This is a genomic window from Rhizobium sp. Leaf321 (genome assembly GCF_001423215.1).
Taxonomy (GTDB): domain Bacteria; phylum Pseudomonadota; class Alphaproteobacteria; order Rhizobiales; family Rhizobiaceae; genus Neorhizobium; species Neorhizobium soli.
On record NZ_LMOF01000008.1, the window covers coordinates 36,957 to 59,773 of the forward strand.

18 protein-coding genes are annotated in these 22,817 nt (G+C 60.2%); 10 read left to right on the plus strand and 8 right to left on the minus strand.

What is annotated here, in order from left to right; translation table 11 throughout:
• Window positions 1-48 precede the first annotated feature (48 nt).
• Window positions 49-1,008, minus strand: a complete 960-nt coding sequence (ytfQ, locus tag ASF70_RS17290) for a galactofuranose ABC transporter, galactofuranose-binding protein YtfQ (RefSeq protein WP_062581523.1) — start codon at window positions 1,006-1,008, stop codon at window positions 49-51.
• Window positions 1,009-1,337: 329 nt separating this feature from the next.
• On the opposite strand from ytfQ, the gene araD1 reads away from it, so the two are divergent.
• The 9 genes from araD1 to ASF70_RS17335 all read left to right on the plus strand — a co-directional run bounded on the left by araD1 (window position 1,338) and on the right by ASF70_RS17335 (window position 14,183).
• The gene (araD1, locus tag ASF70_RS17295) at window positions 1,338-2,327 is read left to right on the plus strand and encodes an AraD1 family protein (RefSeq protein ID WP_062582998.1); all 990 of its coding nucleotides are present in this window, start codon (window positions 1,338-1,340) and stop codon (window positions 2,325-2,327) included.
• A 1-nt stretch (window position 2,328) separates the two neighbouring features.
• Window positions 2,329-3,261: a Gfo/Idh/MocA family oxidoreductase gene (locus tag ASF70_RS17300; protein WP_156461874.1), complete on the plus strand. Its 933-nt coding sequence runs from the start codon at window positions 2,329-2,331 to the stop codon at window positions 3,259-3,261.
• Between the two features lie 2 nt (window positions 3,262-3,263).
• Complete coding sequence (locus ASF70_RS17305) at window positions 3,264-5,108, plus strand: IlvD/Edd family dehydratase (protein ID WP_062581527.1); 1,845 nt, start codon at window positions 3,264-3,266, stop codon at window positions 5,106-5,108.
• A 107-nt stretch (window positions 5,109-5,215) separates the two neighbouring features.
• A complete protein-coding gene (chvE, locus tag ASF70_RS17310; protein WP_244474109.1) occupies window positions 5,216-6,259 on the plus strand; it encodes a multiple monosaccharide ABC transporter substrate-binding protein in 1,044 nt (347 codons plus the stop codon).
• A gap of 53 nt (window positions 6,260-6,312) precedes the next feature.
• Entirely contained in the window at window positions 6,313-7,872 is a 1,560-nt protein-coding gene (gene mmsA, locus ASF70_RS17315; RefSeq protein WP_062462117.1) for a multiple monosaccharide ABC transporter ATP-binding protein, read from the plus strand.
• A 2-nt stretch (window positions 7,873-7,874) separates the two neighbouring features.
• Window positions 7,875-9,065 carry a multiple monosaccharide ABC transporter permease gene (gene mmsB / locus ASF70_RS17320; RefSeq protein ID WP_062462120.1) on the plus strand — a complete coding sequence of 397 codons (1,191 nt, stop codon included), beginning with the start codon at window positions 7,875-7,877 and terminating at the stop codon, window positions 9,063-9,065.
• Window positions 9,066-9,281: 216 nt separating this feature from the next.
• Window positions 9,282-11,858, plus strand: a complete 2,577-nt coding sequence (gene mprF, locus ASF70_RS17325; RefSeq protein ID WP_062583000.1) for a bifunctional lysylphosphatidylglycerol flippase/synthetase MprF — start codon at window positions 9,282-9,284, stop codon at window positions 11,856-11,858.
• On the plus strand, window positions 11,855-13,243 hold the full coding sequence (locus ASF70_RS17330) for an AcvB/VirJ family lysyl-phosphatidylglycerol hydrolase (protein ID WP_280136598.1): 1,389 nt from the start codon (window positions 11,855-11,857) through the stop codon (window positions 13,241-13,243). Before mprF ends, ASF70_RS17330 begins: the two co-directional genes overlap by 4 nt.
• Window positions 13,244-13,529: 286 nt before the next feature.
• A complete protein-coding gene (locus tag ASF70_RS17335; protein ID WP_062462125.1) occupies window positions 13,530-14,183 on the plus strand; it encodes a TerC family protein in 654 nt (217 codons plus the stop codon).
• A gap of 41 nt (window positions 14,184-14,224) precedes the next feature.
• Here ASF70_RS17335 and ASF70_RS17340 read toward each other — a convergent pair whose 3' ends face one another.
• Window positions 14,225-15,304 carry an acyltransferase gene (locus ASF70_RS17340; RefSeq protein ID WP_062581530.1) on the minus strand — a complete coding sequence of 360 codons (1,080 nt, stop codon included), beginning with the start codon at window positions 15,302-15,304 and terminating at the stop codon, window positions 14,225-14,227.
• A gap of 172 nt (window positions 15,305-15,476) precedes the next feature.
• Here ASF70_RS17340 and ASF70_RS17345 point away from each other — a divergent pair, with 172 nt between their 5' ends.
• Entirely contained in the window at window positions 15,477-16,289 is an 813-nt protein-coding gene (locus tag ASF70_RS17345; protein ID WP_062581532.1) for a hypothetical protein, read from the plus strand.
• Here ASF70_RS17345 and ASF70_RS17350 read toward each other — a convergent pair.
• From ASF70_RS17350 to ASF70_RS17375, 6 genes are all read right to left on the minus strand, one after another.
• Window positions 16,256-17,182 (minus strand): hypothetical protein, encoded by a 927-nt coding sequence (locus ASF70_RS17350; protein WP_062581535.1) that lies wholly within the window; start codon window positions 17,180-17,182, stop codon window positions 16,256-16,258. The genes ASF70_RS17345 and ASF70_RS17350 overlap by 34 nt on opposite strands.
• Before the next feature lie 167 nt (window positions 17,183-17,349).
• Window positions 17,350-18,195 carry a dipeptide ABC transporter ATP-binding protein gene (locus ASF70_RS17355; RefSeq protein ID WP_062462611.1) on the minus strand — a complete coding sequence of 282 codons (846 nt, stop codon included), beginning with the start codon at window positions 18,193-18,195 and terminating at the stop codon, window positions 17,350-17,352.
• A 5-nt stretch (window positions 18,196-18,200) separates the two neighbouring features.
• Window positions 18,201-19,058: an ABC transporter ATP-binding protein gene (locus ASF70_RS17360; protein ID WP_082471963.1), complete on the minus strand. Its 858-nt coding sequence runs from the start codon at window positions 19,056-19,058 to the stop codon at window positions 18,201-18,203.
• A gap of 2 nt (window positions 19,059-19,060) precedes the next feature.
• On the minus strand, window positions 19,061-19,978 hold the full coding sequence (locus ASF70_RS17365; protein ID WP_062581537.1) for an ABC transporter permease subunit: 918 nt from the start codon (window positions 19,976-19,978) through the stop codon (window positions 19,061-19,063).
• 29 nt (window positions 19,979-20,007) lie between these two features.
• Window positions 20,008-21,012 (minus strand): ABC transporter permease subunit, encoded by a 1,005-nt coding sequence (locus tag ASF70_RS17370; RefSeq protein WP_062462141.1) that lies wholly within the window; start codon window positions 21,010-21,012, stop codon window positions 20,008-20,010.
• Between the two features lie 156 nt (window positions 21,013-21,168).
• Entirely contained in the window at window positions 21,169-22,764 is a 1,596-nt protein-coding gene (locus tag ASF70_RS17375; protein ID WP_062581538.1) for an ABC transporter substrate-binding protein, read from the minus strand.
• Between the last annotated feature and the right edge of the window lie 53 nt (window positions 22,765-22,817).

A 22,817-nucleotide genomic window follows, 5' to 3' on the forward strand; every position in this document is an offset into this window, starting at 1 on the left:
GTTGAAAACTGCCCGGCTCGGTCGAGAGCTAGATCGGGCGGCGGGAGATCAGTATCCGAGGCCCTTCTTGGCTTCGTACACCTTCATCGGGTCATCAGAAGCCGTGTACAGCTTCGATTCTGTCTGGATCCACTTTGGTGGTTCCTTCTTGTCCTTCAGGTAGGCTTCGAGTGCGTCGAGCGCGGGGCCTGCCATGTTCGGCGTGAGCTCCACAGTCGCGTTTGCTTCACCCTTCGACATAGCCTGGAAAATATCCGGAACGGCGTCGATCGAGACGACCTTGATGTCGGTGCCCGGCTTCAGCCCGGCTTCCTTGATGGCCTGGATCGCGCCGACGGCCATGTCGTCATTATGAGCGTAAACGGCGCAGATGCCCTTGCCGCCGCCTTCTGCCTTGATGAAGCTTTCCATGACTTCCTTACCCTTGGTGCGGGTAAAGTCACCGGTCTGCGAACGCGCGATCTTGATGTTCGAATGCGAGGCAATAGCCTGTTCGAAACCCTTCTTGCGGTTGATGGCAGGTGAGGAACCGGTGGTTCCCTGCAGTTCCACGACCTTGCAGTCCTTGGAGCCGACATCCTTCACCAGCCAGTCGCCTGCAACCTTGCCTTCAAAGGTCTGGTCAGAGGTGACGGCCGTCAGGTAGAGATCTTTCGGTGCATCGATTTCGCGGTCGAGAAGGATGACAGGGATCTTTTCTTCCTTGGCTTCCTTCAGGACTGCGTCCCAGCCGGTGGCAACGACAGGTGCGATCAGGATCGCATCGACGCCCTGGGCGATAAAGCCGCGGATTGCCTTGATCTGGTTTTCCTGCTTCTGCTGCGCATCGGCAAACTTGAGGGTGATGCCGCGCTTTTCGGCCTGCTGCTTCGTCACTGTCGTTTCGGCAGCGCGCCAGCCGGATTCAGATCCGATCTGCGAGAAGCCGATTGTCAGGGATTTTGCGGAAACGCTCGACGCTAGGCATGCGGTAACAACGGCGGTAGCCGCCCATAGTGCTCTCTTCATCTTAAATCCTCCCAGAGATGATAAGAAAACTGACGGTCGAAGGTTTGGCATATAATCATACTTTTGCAAGACGCAAAATTGCGAAAAATCACGCTTTCGAAACGCGATTTTGCGAGATCCTCATTCATCTATATGATTCCACTCGCTATTTAAAATTCTCCCTTGTTTACGATGATGGCACTCTGAAGCCATCTCGTTCTTGACAGTACGTCCCGTTATCCAATAGTCGTATTAATGACGCATCGGATCGTGATCTGATGGGAGGGGTTGGCGCGGTTTCGGGAGACACTGCGCTTCAATATTATCAGACTTATCGGATGGCAGGGCATATGTTGCGAATTCTTCAGGTTGCGAGCTTGTCTGGCGATGTTCAGGTTGTCGCCTGGAGCGGAGATACTCCGCGCGTCGTCAATGGCGTTTCCTCAACCTACGAGCTTGCCCAGAAGGCCATTGCAGCAGGCCTGAGTCTGGCGCAGCAGATCGAAGCACTCGGGCTTGGTGATGAAGTCGACCTCGACGTTGCCGCGCAGAGCGGACGTCTTGGTCTGCCGGTCTCGCATCCCGATCCAGCCCACTTCATCGTCGCCGGCACCGGCCTCACGCATCTCGGTTCCGCCGATGGTCGCGACAAGATGCACAAGGCAGCGCAGTCGGAAGAAAAGCCGACCGATTCCATGCGCATGTTCCTGATGGGCGTCGAGGGCGGCAAGCCGAAGGACGGCGAAGTCGGTGCTCAGCCGGAATGGTTCTACAAGGGCAATGGAACGCAGCTGCGCGCAACCGGCGAAGATCTCGTTTCTCCCTCGTTCGCGCTCGATGGTGGCGAGGAGCCGGAACTGGCGGCGATCTATCTGATCGGCCCCGATGGTACGCCTTTCCGTCTTGGCTTCTGTCTCTCCAACGAATTTTCCGATCACGTGACCGAGAAGGGCAACTATCTCTGGCTTGCCCATTCCAAGCTGCGCCAGGCAGCGCTCGGGCCGGAACTTCTGGTCGGCGAACTGCCTGATCATGTCGAAGGCACGTCGCGCATCCGCCGTGGTGACGAGGTGATCTTCGAAAAGCCGTTCCTGTCGGGCGAAGCGAACATGTCGCACTCGATCGCCAACCTCGAATACCACAATTTCAAATACGACCTGTTCCGCCAGCCGGGCGATCTGCATGTCCATTTCTTCGGCACGGCGACATTGTCGGTCTCGCATGGCATCAAGACCGAAGCCGGCGATGTGTTCGAGATCGATGCGGCGCCGTTCAAGCTTCCGCTCGTGAACCGTCTGGCTGTGGCAGCGGAAACGCCTGTCGCGATCAAGGCGCTCTGAGGTGGCCATGACCCCCATTCGTCTCGCTATCGTCGGACTTGGCAAGATTGCCAGGGACCAGCATCTCGGCGCAATCGAAGCGACCGACGGGATCGATCTCGTCGCAGTCGCCAGCCGCAACGCCTCGCTCGAAAATGTCGCGTGTTTTGCCGATATTCACGAGCTGCTGGCCTCCGGCGTCGAAATCGACGCCGTCTCTCTCTGTACGCCGCCCCAGGGCCGGTTCGAGCAGGCAAAGGCGGCGCTTGAAGCCGGCAAGCATGTAATGCTCGAAAAGCCGCCGGGCGCAACGCTTTCGGAAGTCTTTGCGCTGGAAACGCTGGCGAGGGAAAAAGGCCTCAGCCTGTTTGCAACATGGCATTCCCGCGCTGCCGCGGCTGTCGAGCCTGCACGGGCGCTGATGGCCGAGCGGACGCTGAAAAGCGTTTCGGTCGAGTGGAAGGAAGATGTTCGCCACTGGCATCCGGGTCAGGCGTGGATCTGGGAGCCGGGCGGTCTCGGCGTTTTCGATCCCGGCATCAATGCTCTGTCGATCGTCACGCGGATCATGCCCGAAACGTTTCATCTCGTGCGCTCGGAACTGACCTTCCCGGCCAATCGTGCCGCGCCGATCGCTGCAAGCCTTGCCTTCGAAACGAAAAGCGGCTTGCCTGTGGCGGCCGAATTCGACTGGCGTCAGACGGGGCCGCAGACCTGGGACATCCGGGTCGAGACCGAAGAGGGCACGATCGTCCTCACCCACGGCGGCAGCCGCCTGATCGTCGACGGCGAGGCGCAGATCGTCGAGGAAGATCGCGAATATCGCAATCTGTATCGGGATTTCGTGGCGCTCGTCACCAAGGGTGACAGCGATACGGATTTCTCACCGCTGGTGCATGTGGCGGATGCCTTCATGCTTGGCCGGCGCATTGAAACTGAAGCATTCGAGGACTGAAGATGAGCAATTCGGAAAACGCGCCCTCAAGTGAAATCGCCGAAACCGGAGAGCGCCGCCAGGACGCGCGCAAGCTGCGGTCGCGCGCCTGGTTCGACAATCCTGACAATGTCGACATGACCGCGCTCTATCTCGAGCGCTACATGAACTTCGGTCTCAGCCAGGCCGAACTTCAGTCGGACCGGCCGATCATCGGCATCGCCCAGACCGGTTCGGACCTGTCGCCGTGCAACCGCCACCATCTGGAGCTTGCCAACCGTCTGCGTGAAGGTATTCGCGAAGCGGGCGGCATCGCCATCGAATTTCCGGTGCATCCGATCCAGGAAACCGGCAAGCGCCCGACCGCGGGCCTTGACCGCAACCTAGCCTATCTCGGCCTTGTCGAAGTTCTCTACGGTTACCCGCTCGATGGCGTCGTGCTGACGATCGGCTGCGACAAGACCACGCCAGCCTGTCTTATGGCTGCTGCCACCGTCAACATTCCAGCCATCGCCCTGTCGGTCGGCCCGATGCTGAACGGCTGGTTCCGCGGTGAACGCACCGGTTCCGGCACAATCGTCTGGAAGGCACGCGAACTTCTGGCCAAGGGCGAAATCGATTACGCGGGCTTTGTGAAGCTTGTCGCGTCTTCGGCACCATCCACCGGCTATTGCAACACAATGGGCACGGCAACGACGATGAATTCGCTGGCCGAAGCGCTGGGCATGCAGCTGCCGGGTTCGGCCGCCATCCCGGCTCCTTACCGTGACCGCCAGGAAGTTTCCTATCTCACCGGCCTTCGCATTGTCGAAATGGTCAGGGAAGACCTGAAGCCTTCCGACATCCTGACCAAGGACGCTTTCATCAACGCCATCCGCGTCAACTCGGCGATCGGCGGCTCGACCAATGCGCCGATCCACTTGAACGCGCTCGCCCGCCATACCGGCGTGGAACTGACGGTCGACGACTGGCAGACCTATGGCGAGGAAGTTCCGCTTCTGGTCAATCTGCAGCCAGCCGGCGAATATCTCGGTGAAGACTATTACCATGCCGGCGGCGTTCCGGCTGTTGTCAACCAGCTGATGACGCAGGGCCTCATCAACGAAGATGCGATGACGGTGAACGGTAAGACGATCGGCGACAACTGTCGCGGTGCGATCATCGAGGACGACAAGGTCATCAAGCGTTACGACGAACCGCTGAAGGCACGCGCCGGCTTCCGCGTTCTGCGCGGCAACCTGTTCTCTTCCGCAATCATGAAGACCAGCGTTATCTCGCCTGAGTTCCGCGAGCGTTACCTCTCCAATCCGAACGATCCGGAAGCCTTCGAAGGCCGTGCGATCGTGTTCGACGGTCCGGAAGATTATCACCACCGCATCGACGATCCATCGCTCGAGATCGACGAGCATTCGGTTCTCTTCATGCGCGGTGCCGGTCCGATCGGTTATCCGGGCGCTGCCGAAGTGGTCAACATGCGCGCTCCCGATTACCTTCTGAAACGGGGTATCAGCTCGCTCGCCTGTATCGGTGATGGACGCCAGTCCGGCACGTCGGGCAGCCCGTCGATCCTCAACGCGTCTCCGGAAGCGGCAGCAGGTGGCGGTCTAGCGCTTTTGAAGACCGGCGACCGTGTGCGCATCGATCTCGGTCGCGGCGAAGCCAACATCCTGATTTCGGATGATGAGCTTGCACAACGTCGAAGCACTCTGGACGCCGAGGGCGGCTATCGCTATCCGAAGCACCAGACGCCGTGGCAGGAAATCCAGCGCGGCATCGTCGGGCAGATGGAAACCGGCGCGGTTCTCGAACCGGCTGTGAAATACCAGCGCATTGCGCAGACCGAAGGTCTGCCGCGCGACAATCACTGACCTGAAAAAGGTCGTGAGGGGAGGCGGGGAGCCTCTCCCGGATAATACGGCAGCTTAATTGTGAGCTGCTTGAAACGGAGGAGTTACTTATGAAAATTTTGAAACTCATGACCACGGTTGCAATTTTCGCAGGTGTCGCGCTCGCGTCGCCTGTGTTTGCTGCAGACAAGGGTCTCGTCGGCGTCGCGATGCCGACCAAGTCTTCTGCCCGCTGGATCGCCGATGGCGACAACATGGTCAAGGTTCTGAAAGAACGTGGCTATGACGTGGACCTTCAGTACGCTGAAGACGATATCCCGAACCAGCTGTCGCAGATTGAAAACATGGTCACCAAGGGTGCCAAGGTTCTCGTAATTGCATCGATCGACGGCACGACGCTGTCCGACGTTCTGCAGCAGGCTGCCGATCAGAAGATCAAGGTCATTGCCTATGACCGCCTGATTCGCGAAACACCGAATGTCGACTATTACGCGACCTTCGACAACTTCCAGGTCGGCGTTCAGCAGGCAACCTCGCTGGTAAAGGGTCTCAAGGCCGATACCGAAAAGGGCCCGTTCAACATCGAACTGTTCGGCGGTTCGCCGGACGACAACAACGCCTTCTTCTTCTATAACGGTGCGATGAGCGTCCTTCAGCCGCTGATCGACAAGGGCACGCTCAAGGTCGGCTCCGGCCAGACCGGCATGGACAAGGTCGCGACCCTTCGTTGGGATCCGGCAACTGCCCAGTCTCGCATGGACGCCATCCTGTCCTCGACCTATTCCGACAAGAAGCTGAACGGCGTTCTGTCTCCCTATGACGGTATCTCGCTCGGCATCATCTCGTCGCTGAAGGGCGTCGGCTACGGTTCCGGCGACATGCCGATGCCGATCGTCTCCGGTCAGGATGCGGAAGTGCCTTCGGTCAAGTCGATCATCGCCGGCGAACAGTATTCGACGATCTACAAGGACACGCGCGAACTCGCGAAGGTCACTGTTGATATGGTCGATGCTGCCATGAACGGCAAGGAACCGGTTGTCACCGACACCAAGACCTATGACAACGGCAAGAAGGTCGTTCCTTCCTACCTGCTGAAGCCAGTTGTCGTCGACAAGACGAACTGGAAGGTCCTCGTCGATACCGGCTACTACCAGGAATCGCAGCTCAAGTAAGTCTCTGGCCGCGCGGCGCAAGCGTCGCGCGGCTTCCTATTCCAGGAGTTCTCATGCTTGATCCTGTATTGTCGGCGGATAAACCGCCTATTTTGGAAATGCGCGGCATTTCAAAAAGTTTTGGCGCCGTTAAGGCGCTTTCGGACGTGAGCTTTACCGTCAAGGAAGGCGAGATTCACGCCCTTGTCGGCGAAAACGGAGCCGGCAAGTCGACGCTGATGAAGGTGCTTTCGGGCGTGTACCCGCATGGTTCCTACGAAGGCTCGATCCTGTTCGACGGCGAGGAACGCCACTTCCGCGACATCAACGATTCCGAAAAGCTCGGTATCATCATCATTCACCAGGAGCTCGCGCTCATCCCGCTGATGTCGATTGCCGAGAACATCTTTCTCGCGAACGCGCCATCCAAGTACGGAGTGATCGACCGCGATGCTCGCTACATCCGCACCAAGGCCCTGCTCGCCAAGGTCGGTCTCGTTGCCGAGGTGCCCGAAACCCTCATCACCAACCTCGGTGTCGGCAAGCAGCAGCTGGTCGAGATCGCCAAGGCACTGTCCAAGGACGTGCGCCTGCTGATCCTCGACGAGCCGACCGCTTCGCTCAACGAAACCGACAGCGCAGCCCTGCTCGAACTCCTCAAGGAATTTCGCCGCAACGGCATTACCTCGATCATGATCAGCCACAAGCTGAACGAGATCTCGGAAGTTGCGGACCGCATCACCGTGCTGCGCGACGGTCGTACGGTCGGCACGCTTGACTGTCACGAAGGTCCGGTCGACGAGGACGAGATCGTCCGCCGCATGGTGGACCGCGATCTCGAAAGCCGTTACCCGAAGCGCGAGCCGAAGATCGGCGAGGTGATCTTCGAGGTCGACGACTGGTCCGTCCATCATCCGCAGCATTCGCACCGCAAGGTGGTCAAGAACGTATCCATGAAGGTCCGGGCCGGCGAAGTCGTCGGCATTTCCGGCCTGATGGGATCCGGCCGCACCGAGTTCGCGATGAGCGTGTTCGGTCGCGCCTATGGCCGCGATATTTCCGGCACCGTGAAGATCCATGGCAAGCCAGCGGATACCTCGGACGTGCACCGGGCGATCAAGGCGGGCCTTGCCTATGTCACCGAAGACCGCAAACATCTCGGGCTGATCCTGTCTGAGGACATCCGCAAGAATGTCTCGCTCGCGCACCTGGGCGGCGTTTCGTCACGCGGCGTGATCGACGACATCCGCGAAATGAAGGTTGCCCAGGAATTCCGCGACCGTATGCGGATCCGCAGCCATAACGTCTACCAGGAAACCGGCAAGCTTTCCGGCGGCAACCAGCAGAAGGTCGTGCTGTCGAAATGGCTGTTCACCAACCCGGACATCCTGATCCTGGACGAACCCACACGCGGCATCGATGTCGGCGCCAAGTACGAAATCTATTCCATCATCAACGAACTTGCGGATGCCGGTAAGGCAGTCATCGTGATCTCGTCCGAAATGCCCGAGCTCATCGGCATCTGCGACAGGATCATGGTCATGCACGAGGGCGAATTTGTCGGCGAAGTCGCCGGCGAAGAGGCAACGCAGGAAAATATCATGCGCGCTATCATGCGCCGCAAGGGGAGATAATTATGAGCACTCCGCAGGAAGCAATTACCGCTCCCAAGGCGGCGACAGGTTTTTGGAAGGAAAATCTTCGTGACTACGGGATGCTGATCTCGCTGGTCGTGATCGTCATTTTCTTCCAGGTCGCAACGGGGGGCGTGCTGCTGAAGCCGCTCAACATCACCAACATCGTTCTCCAGAACAGCTATATCGTCATCATGGCGCTCGGCATGCTGATGGTGATCGTAACCGGCCACATCGACCTTTCGGTCGGTTCGGTCGCCGGTTTCGTCGGCGCGGTCGCGGCGATGCTGATGGTGCAGTACAGCTTCGACTTTGTCACGGCGAGCATCATCTGCCTCGTGCTCGGTGGCGTGATCGGCGCAATGCAGGGCTATTTCGTCGCCTATTTCAGGATTCCGTCCTTCATCGTGACGCTTGCCGGCATGCTGGTCTTCCGCGGGTTCATGATCGCGGTCCTTAGCGGCCGGTCGATCGGTCCCTTCGATCCGACCTTCCAGAAGTTGTCTTCCGGCTTCATCCCGGAACTGATCTCCTCGACGGGCGGCCTTTATCTGACGTCCTTCATCATCGGCCTGGTACTGGCCGCCCTGATGGTCTGGCAGAACTTCAGAAGCCGCGCACGGCGTGTCGAGCATGGCGTCGAATCCGAACCGATGGCTTTCTTCATCGGCAAGAACATCCTTGTCATGGCTGCCATCGGCTATGTCGCCTACCTGATCTCGTCGCACCGCGGCCTGCCCAACGTGCTGATCATCATGGCCGTGCTGATCGTCGCCTACGGCTTCTTCACCAACCGCACGATCATCGGACGGCAGATCTATGCGGTCGGTGGCAATGCCCGCGCAGCCGAGCTGTCCGGCATCAAGACCGTGCGTCTGGTGTTCTGGACCTTCGTCAACATGGGTGTGCTGGCAGCGCTTGGCGGCCTCGTCGTTGCCGCTCGCCTCAACAGCGCGACCCCGAAGGCCGGCACGGGCTTCGAGCTCGACGTCATCGCGGCCTGCTTCATCGGCGGCGCCTCGGCTTACGGCGGCGTTGGCAAGGTCACGGGTGCCGTCATCGGCGCCTTCCTGATGGGTGTGATGAACAACGGCATGTCGATCCTCGGCATCGGCATCGACTATCAGCAGGTCATCAAGGGTCTGGTTCTGCTCGGCGCCGTCTGCGTCGACGTCTACAACCAGCGCCGTTGAGCCCTCATCACAGAGAGACAGCGAAAGGCGGGAGCTTCAGCTTCCGCCTTTTTTATTGCGACGCCGATGCGCTAAACCCTTATTGAAAGTAGGCGAGCGCCTACGTAATGAGGGCGGCAACACAGACATATTATTGCCGCGATCGGGTCGCCTTAGCTGCCCGGCTCGTTCGGGGAGAAATCCCCGGCAATGCTTCAACAACCGGCATGACCATTGATGTCCACAGATCAGCAGAAGACCGGCCTCCGCGAGACGTTTGAAAACTATCGCGGCTATCTCGTTCCCTTCATCATCCTCGTGGTCTTCGGCTTCACGACGTTTGCGATCTACGATCTGACGACCGAAGTCAGTTATGACGACGTGCTTGCAGCGCTTGCGGCCACGAAGGCATCGTCCATCGTTCTCGCGATCTTCTTCACCGCGCTGAGTTTCGTTGCCCTGACCGGATACGACCTCAACGCACTCTCCTATATCGGCAAGAAGCTGCCACCGGTGCCGGTCGCGATGACCGCGTTCAGCGCCTATGCGGTTGGCAACACAGCCGGTTTCGGTGCCTTGAGCGGCGGCGCGATCCGATTCCGCGGTTACTCGCGGCTGGGCCTCAGCCCCGACGACATCGGCCGCGTGATCGCCTTCGTCACGCTCGCCTTCGGGATCGGCCTGCTTGGGGTGACTGCGATCGCATCGCTTGTCACGGCGCCTCGGATCGGCAGCCTGCTCGGCATCGGCGAGGGCTGGGTGCGCGGCATTGCGGTTGCGATCATCGTGGTGCTCTCAGTGCTTGTCGTTGCCGGCTGGAATGGCCGCGAAGTGGCATTGGGCAGGCTGAAGCTGCGGCTTCCCGATACGAAAACCTCGTCGCAGCAGTTCCTGATCACGGCGCTCGATATCGCTGCCTCGGCGTCGGTTCTTTACGTGCTTCTGCCGCAGACGGATATCGGCTGGCCGTCGTTCCTGGCGATCTATGCCACGGCTGTCGGTGCCGGCGTTCTCAGCCACGTTCCGGCGGGGCTGGGCGTGTTCGAGACGATCATCGTTGCGGCGCTCGGAAGCACTGTCGATATCGATCAGGTTCTCGGCAGCCTTGTTCTCTACCGGGTTATCTATCACGTGCTGCCGCTTCTGGTCGCGACGCTCTTCGTGATCGGCATGGAGGTGCAGCAGCTTTCCAACCATCCGGTCGCCTCGACGCTGCGCAAACTGGAATTCCGTCTGGCGCCCCTGCTGCTTGCCGCATTCGCGATGATCGCTGGTGCAATGCTGGTGTTTTCGGGCGTTACACCGACGCCGGATTCGGATCTGGATTTCCTCTACAACTATCTGCCGCTGCCGGTCGTTGAAGGCGCGCATTTTCTGTCCAGCATTCTCGGCATCGTGCTTTTCGCGTCCGCCCGCGGTGTCAGCCAGAGGCTGGACGGTGCGTGGTGGACGGCAACGGCTTGTTCCGCGCTGGCTTTGCTGCTCGCCTTCGTGCGTGCGGTCGCGGTGTTTGAAGCGATCTTTCTCGTCATTCTGCTCGCCGGCCTGTTGCTCAGCGCCCGGCAGTTCACCCGTCCGGCGTCACTCCTCCGGCAGGTGCTGACGCCTGCCTGGGTCGTGGCGATGCTGGTGCTGGTGGCGGCAGCGATAACAGTTCTTCTGTTCGTCTATCGCGAGGTGGATTACAGCCGCGAGCTCTGGTGGCAGTTCGAGTTTTCGGCAGAAGCGCCGCGTGGGCTTCGCGCGATCCTGGGTGTGGCGATCGTTGCGGGCACGATCGCGATTGCCAGCCTGTTGCGCCCGGCTGCGACCCGCACGGCACACTCCACGCCGGAGGAGCTGGAGCGGGCGGTCTCGATCGTTCGGCAGCAGGACGTCGCCGACGCGAATGTTGTGCGCATGGCCGATAAGCGGCTGATGTTTTCCACAAACGGCAAGGCTTTCATCATGTACGGCATTCAGGGTCGTTCCTGGATCGCCTTGTTCGATCCGGTCGGCCCGGCAGAGGAAATCCCCGAACTGGTCTGGAGCTTCGTGGAAGAGGCGAGGGCCCAGGGCGGACGGGCCGTCTTCTACCAGATTTCGCCGGCGCTTCTGCCTTACTGCGCCGATGCCGGCATGCGAGCCGTCAAGCTCGGAGAACTGGCGATCGTCGATCTGGAGCGCTTCGATCTCAAGGGAAGTCGTCTCGCCGGTCTGCGCCAGGCCGTCAACAAGGGTCTTCGCGAAGGGCTCGAATTCGACGTGATCGAGCAGGCGGATGTGATGGGCTCGATCGAGGATCTGCGCCGCGTGTCCGATACCTGGCTCGCAGCCCATGAGACACGCGAAAAGACGTTTTCGCTCGGGGCCTTCCAGGATGCCTATGTGGCATCCCAGCCGGTGGCGGTGCTGCGCACGCAGGGAAAGATCGTCGCCTTTGCAACGCTGTCGCTGACGGAGACGAAGCAGGAGGCAACCGTCGACCTTATGCGGTTTGCGCCGGATGCGCCGAGAGGCTCGATGGATTTCCTGTTCGTCCGCTGCATGGAATATCTGCAGGCCGCCGGCTACCGGACCTTCAACCTCGGCATGGCGCCGCTTTCCGGCATGGCACAGAGGGAAGCCGCCCCTGTCTGGGACCGGATCGGCAGCGTGATCTTCGAACACGGCGAGCGCTTCTACAATTTCAAAGGCCTGAAGGCATTCAAAACCAAGTTTCACCCGCACTGGGAACCCCGCTATCTGGCGGTGGCAAGCGTCAGTCCTGCCATTGCGATGGTCGATGCGACGCTGCTGATTGGTGGGGGCTTGAGAGGAGTGGTCGGAAAATGATGATGCTGTCCCGAATTCTCGCCGTCGGCATTCTGCTGGCCGGTGCCGGTTTCGCCTCCGCTCAGCAGCCTGCTTCCGAGCAAACCGGTTCGCAGACGGATGACTACAAGACCGGCATGATCGTCTCGCCGCATATCACTCTGCCCGCCGACAAGGATCTGAAGGCGATGGTCTTCCTGATCTCGAAGGGCGCAGGCTGGGGTGCCGAGGAAGAAAGCCAAGCCAAGGCGCTTGTCGATCAGGGGGCGGCGGTGGTCGGTATCGATTATCCCTCCTACATTGCGTCGCTCGCCAAGGATGACGGCGATTGTATCTACATGGTCTCCGATATCGAAGACCTGTCGCAGCAGGTGCAGCGCCGGATCGGCAATGCCAGTTACCGGCATCCGATCATTGCCGGAATCGGGGATGGCGCAGCACTTGCGCTCGGCATGATCGCGCAGAGCCCGTTTGCGACAGTCTCGAAAGCCATCGCAGTCGATCCGACGGCCGGCATTCCGCTCGAAAAGGTTCTCTGCACCCCCGCGACCAAGGAAAAGGCCGGAGACCGGACGATCTACGGCTTTACCGATGGAAAGCTGCCGGCCGACGTGACGATCGGCTTGACCGATGCGGCCGATGCCGCCGGCAAGGACCACGCCACCAGCCTCAAGGCCGGTTGGCCGGATCTTGAGCTCAAGGACGTATCCGGGCCTGCAACTGAAGCGCTCGCAGATCTCCTCGACACGGCGATTGAAGGTGACGGCAATAGCGATCAACTCGATCTGCCAGTAACGGTCCTGGACACGAAACCGACACTCGACACGATGGCGGTTGTCTATTCCGGCGATGGCGGATGGCGTGATATCGACAGCGAGCTCGGCGGTTATCTGCAGGCCCAGGGTGTGCCTGTGGTCGGGGTGGATTCGCTGCGGTATTTCTGGAAGGAACGCACGCCGCAGGAAACGGCGGATGATCTCGTCAAGATCATCGACACGTACCGGCGCCAGTGGAACGTGAAAAACGTGGTGCTGATCGGCTATTCATTCGGAGCCGACATCCTGCCGGCGACCTTCAACGTCCTGCCGGCTGCGACCAAAGCGAGGGTGAAACAGATTTCGCTGCTGGCGCTGTCGAAAGAGGTCGATTTCGAGATTTCCGTTACCGGTTGGCTTGGTGTTGCCGGTGAGGGCAAGAACGGCGACAGCATTTCCGATATCGCCAAGATCGATCCGCATGTCGTGCAGTGCCTTTATGGTACCGACGAAGACGACGATCCTTGCCCGACGCTCAAACCGCAGGGTATCGAGACGGTCGGCACCGAAGGCGGACACCATTTCGATGAAGATTACGAGGGGCTTGGAAAGCTCATTCTTGAGAGCCTCCACAAGCGGCTGACCAAGTAGAAGCCGTTTTCCCGCGAAGAAATCACACTCCCGTGAGCTGGTTCGTGAGTTGGGGCTTGATTTCTGCGGCTCCCAAGATAAATCTCAGCGCACCAGGACCGGGCCCCTCTGGCAGTTCGCAGGAACTGTGATGTCGGACTGGATTGTTCAACTTCAGGTGCCTGGTGTTTGTGGGGGTCGTCACTCGACCTTGACGGCAATCGAATGGATAGCGGTGAATTTCCGCCCGTAATTCGTCGCCCCTCTCCACGACATGGGTGCTCCGTATTGAAAGATCGGGTACCAAATGATGGAATTCTTTACGCCGGAGGCACTGTCCGCCCTCGCGCAAGTAATCATGATCGACCTTGTTCTGGCGGGTGACAACGCAATCGTCATCGGCCTCGCCGCCGCCGGACTGCCCAAGGATCAGCGCGCCAAGGCGATCCTGATCGGTATCATTGCCGCCACCGTGCTGCGTATCGGTTTTGCGCTTGCCACGACCCAGCTTCTGCAGATCGTCGGCCTGCTTCTTGCCGGTGGTGTCCTGCTTCTGTGGGTCTGCTGGAAGATGTGGCGCGAGCTGCGCACCCCGCACAGCCATGAGGACGATGCCGAAAATGTCGTCTCGAAGGCCGTCGAGGAAGGCGAGAACGCGTCCGTCAGCGGTGCGCCACGCAAGACCTTCGCCCAGGCTGCCTGGCAGATCGTCATCGCCGACGTTTCCATGTCGCTCGACAACGTTCTGGCCGTTGCCGGTGCCGCACACGAACATCCCGAAGTGCTGATCTTCGGCCTCATTCTTTCGATCGCCTTGATGGGTATCGCGGCAAGCTTCATCGCCCGCCTGCTCAACAAGCATCGCTGGATTGCCTATGTCGGTCTGGTCGTCATCCTCTACGTTTCGCTGGAGATGATCTACCGCGGCGTTCTGGAAGTCATGCCTTACATCAACGGCTGAGTGCACAAGACCCTGCGGCGGTTTTTCCGCCGCGGGGTCCCTCAGGCAAAGCGGGCGCGCAGTCGCGTCAGGCTGGCCTGAACGGGCTTTGAAAGCCCAATGATCGCCCGTCTCGCGGCAGGCTCAACTGTTCTTGCGATGATCATCGCGACAGCCAACAATCCCCCAATCAACAAAGCCAGAATGGCGAAGCGATTGTCCGACGTGCCGAAATTGGCAAAGGCGGCATAGCCGATATTCTGATGCAGAAGGTAAAGCGGATAGGTCAGCCCGCCGAGCGAGATCGCGAGCCCTCTCTTGATCGGCAGTGTCGGCGCGTAGATCGCGATCGTCACGGCCGCAAGCGCCAGCGGCCCCATCGCGGCGAGGCCCGCGGCATTTCTTTCAAGACCATACATGGATACAAATTCCGGCTCCGTCAGGAACGGTGCAGCAATGGCCCAGCCGGCTGCGAGGCTGAGCACTGCAAAGCTTGCCCGGGAGTTTTCCAGTCGCGTCCGAAACAGCGCCAATCCGAAGGCAAAATAGCCTGAATACTGGGTGATCAGCAGTTTCTGCAGCACGACGCTTTGCAGCGCTGTCTCGTTCAGCACCGAAATGGCAAGCCAGACCGTGACGATGAGACGCCAGTGCGACTTCAACAGGCCTGTTGCGAGAGCGACGAAGATCCAGCCGTAGAAGATGATCTCGTAGGCGATCGTCCAGTATGCTCCGTCGAGGAAGGGTTGGCCGAATACGCGCGACAGGATCACGAGATGGGCCAGCCATTGCCGCACCGTCGGGGCACTGAGCGCCGGGACCGGCCAGATCGACAGGACGACGGCGGTGATGGTGGCGCAGACGACGAATGTCGGCCAGAGCCTTGCAAACCGTCCAGCGGCAAAATCAAAGGCCGATCGACCTTCTGCCGACATCATGATGACGTAGCCGGAGATGGCAAAGAAGATCAGCAGGCCGATATCGAACCACTTGGCTATCGGCGCGAGCTCCGGAAAGCCGATCCCGGCGCCTTCTCCGGTGATCCGCATGCGAAAACCGTAGTGGAAGAACAGGACGAGCAGGGCCGAGACCAGCCGGAGCAGATCGAGGTTCAAGAGCCGCACAGGCTTTGCTTCCGTCATCACAGCCTCCCGGCAACCGCAACATCGCTACAGCGTATCGCGGCCGCGTTGGGAAAGCGTGAATGAGGCCGGCTGCTCTTGCCGCTTTACCGGAATGTGGCTCCCAGCCTCTATCGGGAAGTCCGTTCTCGTCTATAACCGATTGATCGCGGTTATCCGGAGCGGGGGGCTCATGACGGTTTTTCTTTGCAATGCCTGTAGCACATCCTATCCCGATCGTGCCGAACCACCCGCATCTTGCCCGATCTGCCTCGACGACCGGCAATATGTCCCGGCTTCCGGCCAGGCGTGGGTTTCCGCTGAAAAGCTTGCGCAGGGGCATGCCAATAGCTGGCTCGAACTCGAGCCTGGCCTCCTTTCCATCCGTACCGTTCCCGCGTTTGCTATCGGCCAGCGGGCGCTTCTGGTGCAGACACCGTCCGGAAACATTCTCTGGGATTGTATCGCGCTCCTCGACGACGCGACGAAGACGCTGGTCAAATCGCTGGGCGGGTTGAGCGCCATCGCGATCTCCCATCCGCACTATTACTCAACCATGCAAGATTGGGCCGAGGCCTTCGATTGCCCGATCTATATCCACGCTCTGGACAGCCAGTGGATCCAGCGTCCGTCCGATCACGTCCGCCTGTGGGACGAGGATGCGCTCGTCCTGTCTTCTTCCGCGACGCTTGTACATGCCGGCGGTCATTTCGCTGGCGGAACTGTGATGCACTGGACAGCGCCGGATGGAACAGGCGTGCTCTTGGCCGGTGACATTGTGCAGGTGACGCCGGGGGCCGACCGGGTTTCCTTTATGTGGAGCTATCCCAACATGATGCCGCTCAGCGCAGCTGAGGTGGCGGATGTCGCGGAACGGCTGGCGGCCTGGCCGTTCGAGCGGATCTACGGAGCCTTCGCCAAACAGGATATCCGCGGCAACGGCCAGGCGATCGTCGCGCGCTCGGCAAAAGACTATATCGCGCGGATTTCAGCCAGCGCAGGTTGACGCTCGTTCATCCATTCCGCGCTGGCTCTGATACCACCCAGCGGGAAGACGTGGATCTGCTCGATCAAGCTTTGCGGGTTGCGGGCCTTGTAGTCGGCGATTTCAGTCAGGAATTCGGTCGGCTCGTAGGGTACCAGGAGTTTGGAGATGTCCATGGCCCGCTTCTGGATGACGCTGATCGACGGGCCGACACCGCAGGTGAGGGCGAATTTGATCAGCGTCTGAAGCTTGGTCGGTCCCGCGACGCCGAGATGGATCGGCATGCGGACGCCGGCTGCAGCGATCCGCTCCGCCCACAGGATCACCGGCCGCGAATCGAAGGCGAACTGGGTGACGATCGCGAGCTTCGCATCGGTGCTTTCGGAATAGATCTGCTTGAACTTCAAGGATTCGTCGACAAGCTTGGTCGTGCCGTCGAGGTCGATATCCCTGTTGCCTTCGGGATGGCCGGCGACATGCAGGCGCTTGAAGCCGTGACGGTCGAAGATGCCGGTTTCGATCAGCTGCAGCGAACTGTTGAGAGCGCCAGCAGGACGCGACAGACCGCCGCCGAGGACGAGCGCCTGGTCCACACCTGCCTCGGTGTGATATCGGCTTACCCAGTCGTCGAGCATGGCGCGGCTCTCGATGCTGCGGGCCGGAATGTGCGGCATGACCTCGAAGCCATCTTCACGCAGTCGTCTCGCCGTCTTCACCATATCGTCGATTGGTGTGCCGTCGATATGGGCGATATAGACCCGAGTGTTTGCGGGCAGCAGCGTCGTGAAGTCGTCGATCTTGGCCGCGGTGCGCGGCATCACCTCGATCGAGTATCCCTCGACCAGGGACTTGAGCGAGGCGGGCTCCGGCGCTTTGTCCTGCTGCCTGCCTCTGAACAAGTTCAACAATGCCATGCCGCTACTCCCACCCTGCCACAATGGCGCTCGCCGCTTTCCGGCGAGCTGACAGAGGTTTCTTCTTGCATGACTTCTGATGCGAGAGATTTCTCTCTGCGTCAACTTCAAGCTCAATTCCGTGATAATGCCGACAGCTGCCGGCATTATCAGTGCATCTTAGGCGTTCAAGCGGCCGAGGCAGCCTTCTTCTTAGCAATACGAGCGCGGATCGATTCGACATCGGCGCGCGGCGTCGCCTTGAACAGGGTCTGGGTGTATTCGTGCTTCGGCGCGGAGAACACCTCTTCGCGCGTTCCGTATTCGACCGCCTCGCCGAAATACATCACCATCACCTCGTCGGCGATGTAGCGCACGACGGAAAGGTCGTGGCTGATGAAGACGTAGGTGAGGTTGAACTCGTCCTGCAGGTCGGCAAGCAGGTTCAGAACCTGTGCCTGAACCGAAAGATCGAGCGCCGAGACGGGTTCGTCGAGCACGAGAAGCTTCGGGTTCATCATCAGCGCACGGGCGATCGCGATGCGCTGGCGCTGGCCGCCGGAGAACATGTGCGGATAGCGGTTGTAGTGTTCCGGACCCAAGCCGACCTTGATCAGCATCTCGGTTGCGCGATCGCGCCGCTCGGATGCCGGCATCGAGGTGTTGATCGCCAGCGGTTCGCCGAGAACGTCGCCGATCTTCTGGCGCGGGTTGAGCGAACCATAGGGGTTCTGGAACACGATCTGCACCTTCTGGCGCATTTCTGATGTCAGGTGGCCGGGACGCGTATCCATCTTCTGGCCGTCGATGATCAGTTCGCCGGCCGTCGGTTCGTCGATGAAGGTGATCATGCGGGCAAGCGTGGACTTGCCGCAGCCGCTTTCGCCGACGATTGCCAGCGTCTTGCCGCGTTCAAGCTTGAAGGAAACGCCCTTGACCGCATGCACGGTCTTTTTCGGCTTCATGAAGCCAGCCGGCAGTTCGTAGTCGCGCTTGATGTCGCGCACTTCCAGCATGATGTCGGTGTTGGTCATATCGGTCATGCATTCACTCCCGAAGGCTGGTCCGGATTGCCGTCGAAAAAGGCGGAGACGGTGGTCAGTCGGTCACCCGTCGCGTTTTCCGGCAGGGCTGCGAGAAGCGCCTTGGTATAGTTGCTCTGCGGGTTCTCAAACAGCGAAAGCACGTCGGCTTCCTCCATCTTGCGGCCCTTGTACTGCACCACGACCCGGTCGGCCGTTTCGGCAACCACGCCCATGTCGTGGGTGATCATGATCAGGCCCATGCCGGTGCGGGTCTGCAGGTCCATGATCAGGTCGAGGATCTGCTTCTGGATGGTGACGTCGAGTGCCGTCGTCGGTTCGTCGGCGATCAACAGCTTCGGGTCGCAGGCAATCGCGATGGCGATCATCACGCGCTGACACTGGCCGCCCGACATCTGGTGCGGAAAGCTGTTCAGCCGTTCCGCTGGGTCCGGCAAGCCGACCAGCTTGAACAGTTCGATGGCGCGGGCGCGGCGGGCTTGTCTGTCGAGGCCGAGGTGGATGCGCAGCACTTCCTCGATCTGGAAGCCGACCGTGAAGCAAGGGTTGAGGCTTGCCACCGGCTCCTGGAAGATCATCGCGATATCCTTGCCGATCAGCTTGCGACGATCGGCAGGGCTCAGTTTCTGGAAGTCCTTGCCTTCAAACAGCATGCGGTCGGCGGTGATCTTCGCCGTCCACGGCAGAAGCCCCATGACGGCCAGCATCGAAACGGACTTGCCGGAGCCGCTTTCGCCGACGATGGCGAGCACTTCGCCCTTTTCGACCGTGATCGAGACGCCGTCGACGGCCCGGAACCAGCCGGTCGCGGTTTCGAACTCAACGGTGAGATTGTCGATTTGCAGAAGCGCCATGATCAGGACCTCTTCAGTTTCGGGTCAAGCGCATCGCGCAGGCCGTCGCCCATCAGGTTGATGGCAAGAACGGTGATGAGAATTGCAAGGCCGGGGAAGGTGACAACCCACCAGGCGCGCAGGATGAACTCGCGTGCTTCGGCCAGCATCGTGCCCCATTCAGGCGCCGGCGGCTGTGCGCCCATGCCGAGAAAGCCAAGGGCCGCCGCATCGAGGATCGCGTTCGAGAAGGAGAGCGTCGCCTGGACGATGAGCGGTCCGGTGCAGTTCGGCAGGATGGTGCGAAACATCAGACGGATCGGACCGGCGCCGGCAATGCGGGCAGCGGTGACGTAATCCTTCGTCTTCTCTTCCATGACGGCGGCACGGGTCAGTCGCACGAAATGCGGCTGCAGGGTGAGCGCGATCGCGATCATGCCGTTGGTGAGGCTGGGCCCCAGGATTGCGACCAGAACCAGCGCCAGAAGCAACGACGGAAACGCCAGGATGATGTCCATCAGGCGCATGATCACCGTATCGATCCAGCCGCGATAGTAGCCCGCGATCAGGCCGACGAGAATGCCGCCGAGCAGCGACAGCGTCGTCACGAACAGGCCGATGAACAGCGAATACTGTGCGCCGTAGATCAGGCGCGAAAGAATGTCGCGACCGACAGGGTCTGTTCCGAGAAGAAAGCTCCAGCTGCCGCCTTCGGCCCATACCGGCGGCCGCAGCACGGCGTCACGATACTGTTCGAACGGTGAATGCGGGGCAATCACCGGAGCGAGGACGGCTACGACCACGAGAGCGATGAAAACGAACAGGCCGATGACGGCACCGCGGTTTTCGGAAAAGTAGAACCAGAACTCCTTGAGCATCTGGCGGCGCATCTGCCCGGTCGTGACGATGTCTGGCGTCTTGGCGGCTATTGCATCTGCCATGGGATTTTTCTCCTTCTTCTGTCGGCGGATCAGTGGCGGATACGGGGGTTGATGAGGCCGTACATGAGGTCGACGATGAGGTTGACCGTCATGATGATCGCCGCGATCAGGAGCAGGCCTCCCTGGATGACCGGGTAGTCGCGCCGGAAGACGCTATCGACCATCCATTTGCCGATGCCCGGCCAGGAGAAGATCGTCTCGGTCAGGATCGCGCCCGCAAGCATGACGCCGATCTGCAAACCGATGGTGGTGATGACCGGGATCATCGCGTTGCGCAGCGCATGCACGCCGACGACGCGGAACGGCGACAGGCCCTTGGCGCGGGCGGTACGCACGTAGTCTTCGGACAGCACTTCCAGCATGGCCGAGCGGGTCTGGCGGGCGATGACGGCAAGCGGGATGGTGGCAAGCACGATCGACGGCAGCGCCAGATGGCTGATGGCCGAGGAGAAGGCACCCTTTTGCCCGGACAGCAGCGAGTCGATCAGCATGAAGCCGGTGACCTGCGGGAAGTAGAACATAAGCGAGATGCGACCCGAAACCGGGAACCACTGCAACGTGCCGGAAAACAGAATGATCAGCAGCAGGCCCCACCAGAAGATCGGCATCGAATAGCCGACCAGCGCGATGCCCATCAGGCCCTGGTCAAAGATCGAACCCCGCTTCATGGCGGCGATGACGCCGGCGGGAATGCCGAGCGCAACGGCGATGATCATTGCGCAGATGGACAGCTCGACGGTCGCTGGAAACAGCGCCCAGAACTGGTCGAGGATCGGCTTCTTGGAGACGATCGAGGAGCCGAAGTCACCCGTCAGCACGCCGCCGAGATAATCGAAATACTGGATGACCATCGGGCGGTCCATGCCAAGCTGGGCGCTGATCTGCGCATGCCGCTCGGGCGACATGACGCGCTCACCGGACAAGAGCATGACAGGATCGCCCGGCAGGAGCCGGATGAAGGAAAAGGCGATGATCGAGACCCCGAGGAAGGTCGGGATCAGCACGGCGAGGCGCCGCAGTAGCAAACCAAACATTGTAAGCCTTTGTGGAAGGGGCTCCGGTCGATTTCAGACCGTGTCAAGCCACGAACCGAGCCATTTCGGCGTCGCGCCGCATTTTTGGGCGTCTCATAAGAAAATGCCGCGGGAAACGCAACGCTCCCCGCGGCAAAAAGTTGTGATTAGGCTGGATTACTCAGCGATATCGACGGTCTCGAACGTAAAGTCGCCAAGCGGGCTCTGGGTAAAGCCGGTCACACCCTTTGCCATCGGGACGATAGCAAGCGAGTGATCGAGGGTTGCCCAAGGTGCTTCCTTCTTGAAGACGACCTGCGCCTGCTCATAAAGCTTGGTGCGCTCGGCCATGTCGGACGTGACCTTGGCCTTCTTCACCAGTTCGTCGAACTCCTTGTTGCACCACTGAGCGCGGTTGTTGCCGCCGACGGCGTCACAACCAAGCAGGGTGTCGAGGAAGTTGTCCGGGTCACCGTTGTCGCCGGTCCAGCCGAGCATGGCAGCACCGTCGCGGTCCTTTGCCTTCGAACGCTGCAGGTATTCTGCCCATTCGTAGGAAACGATCTCGACCTTGACGCCGATCTTGGCGAAATCGTCCTGGATGATTTCAGCGGCGCGGCGCGCGTTCAGCATGTAGGGACGCGAAACCGGCATCGCCCAGACCTTCATGGAGAGGTCCTTGACGCCAGCATCGGCCAGCATCTTCTTGGCGGCTTCGAGATCGTATGTGTCGTCCTTGACGGAGTTGTTGTAGGACCACATCGTCGGCGGGATCGGGTTGGTTGCAGGCGTTGCCATGCCCTGGAAGACGGCGTCGACGATCGCGTTCTTGTTGATCGCCTTGTTGAGCGCGATGCGCACTTCCGGCTTGTCGAACGGAGCCTGGGTCGTGTTGTAGGCGAGGTAGGCGATGTTGAGGCCTTCCTGCTCCAGAACCTGGAGGTTCGGGTCCGACTTCATCGACTGGACGTCAGCGGCGTTCGGGAAAGGCATCAGGTGGCATTCGCCGGCCTTGAGCTTCTGGTAACGAACGGCAGCGTCGCTGGTGATCGCGAAGACGAGGTCGTCGATCTTCGGAGCGGTGCCCCAGTAATCGGCGTTCTTCTTGAAGCGGATGATGGCATCCTGCTGGTAGGCGACGAAGGTGAACGGGCCGGTGCCGACCGGGTTCTGGTTGAGCTGTTCCTTCTTGCCGTCCTTGTCGAGGCTGTCTGCGTATTCCTTCGACAGGATCGAAGCGAAAGGCATGGCCAGGTTGGCGAGGAAAGGTGCTTCCGGACGGTTCAGCGTCATCTTCACGGTCAGGTCATCGACCTTTTCGATCGACTTGATCAGCTTCGGGAAGCCCATGCCGTCGGCATATTCCCAGGAAGCGCCGTTGATGTACTTGTTCCAGGCGTTCTTCTCGTCGATCTGACGACCGATGGAGAAGATCACGTCATCGGCATTCAGCGCGCGCGTCGGTGTGAAGAATTCCGTGGTCTGGAACTTCACGTTCGGGCGCAGCTTGAATGTGTAGACGGTGCCGTCGGACGAAATGTCCCAGCTCTCGGCAAGACCGGCTTCCGGCTGCGTCGTGCCAGGCTTGAACTCGAGCAGGCGGTTGTAGATCGGGTGGGCCGAAGCGTCGAACGTCGTGCCGGCGGTGTACATGCCGGGGTCGAAGCCTTCTGGCGAACCTTCGGAGCAATACACGAAGGTCTTGGCGTTCGCAGCGCCTGCGAAAATTGTTGCCGACAGCAGGGCTGTGGCAAGGGCGAGCTTGTATTTCATATCGGTCTCCCAATGACCTTGAGCCGGCTAACTGCCAGGCTAGGCCGTGTTTT